Source organism: Paraburkholderia podalyriae (genome assembly GCF_014397785.1).
Lineage (GTDB): Bacteria > Pseudomonadota > Gammaproteobacteria > Burkholderiales > Burkholderiaceae > Paraburkholderia > Paraburkholderia podalyriae.
This window is the reverse complement of record NZ_VZQQ01000184.1, coordinates 1-2,380: the sequence shown is the minus strand read 5'-3', so window position 1 is coordinate 2,380 and position 2,380 is coordinate 1. Positions and strand designations below refer to the sequence as shown.

Genomic DNA, 2,380 nt, shown 5'->3' with positions numbered 1-2,380 from the left:
AAGAAGCTATTGAATTCGATGGTACGAGGTCGACCCGCGATCACTTCGTCGAGGCGCCTTGCAGCCCCATCATCGACTTGGCCCTCGGCGTCAACCCCGCACTGCTATAGATACCTGCGACTTGCCGACGCCCGTTTGGCCGACCATCAGAATGCAGACCTTCTCGTCGATGTAGCGGCCCGTGGCCAGATCGTGAATGTGCGCCCGATTGAGCTTGGGCAGCAGGTCAAAGTTGAAGCTCTCGAGCGTCTTGCCCAGCGCGAAGCCGGCGCGGGCGAGCCGCGCGCCGAGTTTCTTCTGGTCGCGCCGCGCAACCTCGTCGTGCAACAGCATGGCGAGGAATTCGGTGTAGGCAAGCTGCCCGTCGATGGCCTGCCGGTTGCGCTGCTCGAGCGAGTCGAGGATGCCCGAGAGGCGCAATTGCTTGAGGATGGAATTCAGTTCTGGACTCGGATTCATGATGTTCAATGCAGCAGGATAGATTGGAGGTCGCGGCCGAAGCGGCCGCCGTTCAGATAGGTGTCGGCGGGTGCCGGCGTTTGCGCCGGGGCCGCCGCAGGCTGGCTGTCCAGCCCCTTGTCGAGAATGGTCTTGATGGTGCGGTACTTCGGGCTGGCGAACGTGAGCGCGCGTTCGCAGGCGGCATTCAGTCGTGCATCGCCGTACTTCTCGCGCATACGCACGATGCCCTGCGCGCCGCGCAGGTTCACGAGCACCGTATCGTTGAACAGCGCGAGAATCACCGCGTGGCAGGCTGGCCCGATCTCCTTTGCCCGGGCCAGACACCACTGCGGGTCGTGCTCAAGCCAGGCCTGTGCTTCAGGTGGCTGGTGGTCCCGTACCGTTGAGCGATCGCCGGGCTTGCGCTTGCGCACGTGTGTTGCGACGAGTTCATGCCGGTGGAACACCTGCACCACTGTGTCGGTCGCCTTCAGCCACAATTGCTTGCCCACCAGCGTGAACGGCACGGAATACAACACCTTCCTGTAGACGACGTGTCCATCCGTATGCACCTTGACCTCGCTCCACACGGCGAGCACCGGCGGCACATCGGGCAGCGGCGTGAGCAGCGGGCGCTCGATCGTAAATCGCGTCAATGGCTGTTCACGTGTCGTGCCGTGATCGCGCACACCGGCCTGCTGCATCACCCAGTCGCGCAACTGCCGGTTGGCATCGGCGAGATCGCGGAACTCGCGCAGCGGCACGAAGGATCGTTTGACGTATTTGACGCCCGATTCAACGATTCCCTTTTTTTGCGGGTCGCGTGGCGGACATGCGTCGATCCGGAAACCGTATGCTTCGGCAGCCGAAGCATACGAGCGCTGCACCTCGGGATCGTACGTGCAGGCCTTGATGATCGCGCACTTCGCGTTGTCGATGATGACGCGGCCTGGACAGCCACCGAACCATTCGAACGCACGCCGGTGGCAGGCCAGCCATGTCTCGACCGTCTGGTCCAGTACGATCTCGGCGTACTGATGCCGCGACCAGCACAGGGTCATGACGAAGAACCACGTCTTGAGCGGGATGCCGGACTCGTGCGTGAGCGCTGGCCCCGAGCCGAAGTCCACCTGCACGGCGTCAGCTGGCGCCCACTCAAGGATCGTCGTTGCGGTGACGCCGCGCTCGGCCTTCAAGTGCAGCAGGAAGCGGCGCACTGCCGAATAGCTGCCGGTGTAACCGTGGTTGCGTTGCAGCGCACTGAAGATCGTAGTGCCTTGTACGTCGGCGTCGAACCAGCCGCGCAACAGATCGCGAAACGGCTCGAGTGTGGAGATGCGGCTACGCGGCACCTTCGGGTCACGGCCGAAGATGCCCGCGAGCTCGGCATCGTCTGGCAAGGGCCTGCCTGGGTCGAGCCAGCCGTGGGTGAGCGCGACCTGCCGTACGGTCTTCAGCTTGCTGCGCCCCATCAGGCGCGCGCCGGCAATGTCGCGGTCGGAATCGCCCTGACGCATACGCGCCAGAACCTGTCGATACTCAAACACTTCGAACCTCCTGTTACTCATCGGCCCTCCGGGCAAAGAATCCGAAGGTACCGGGTTACGGAAATTCGAAATGCGTTTCGGGCTGCAGCCCGACATAACAACGAGCCGGTCAAGTGGCCCGATTACGCCGATCCTGAGGTGGCTCCTATACGCCGATCATCGAGTGGCTCCAATACGCCGATCCTGCACTGGCTCGATTACGGCGATCATCTGGTGGCTCGATTACGCCGATCCCGAAATGGCCTCATTACGCCGATCCGTGACACCAGGTGGGACCGAAGCGGTTCACGCGCGTAACGGGCCTCGGCAGGGACGCCGCTGGCAACCTCTATGTACTGAATAACCCGTGGGGCGGGACGTGGGATCTCGGCCGGAATGGTGGCACGGACCTG

At 63.0% G+C, this 2,380-nt stretch carries 1 protein-coding gene and 1 pseudogene; both read right to left on the bottom strand.

The features are described from left to right. Positions 1-99: 99 nt before the first annotated feature. Positions 100-459, bottom strand: a pseudogene (locus F6X42_RS42280) (ATP-binding protein); the annotation flags it as partial. A gap of 5 nt (positions 460-464) precedes the next feature. After that, complete coding sequence (gene istA, locus F6X42_RS42275; RefSeq protein WP_312893031.1) at positions 465-1,988, bottom strand: IS21 family transposase; 1,524 nt, start codon at positions 1,986-1,988, stop codon at positions 465-467. Between the last annotated feature and the right edge of the window lie 392 nt (positions 1,989-2,380).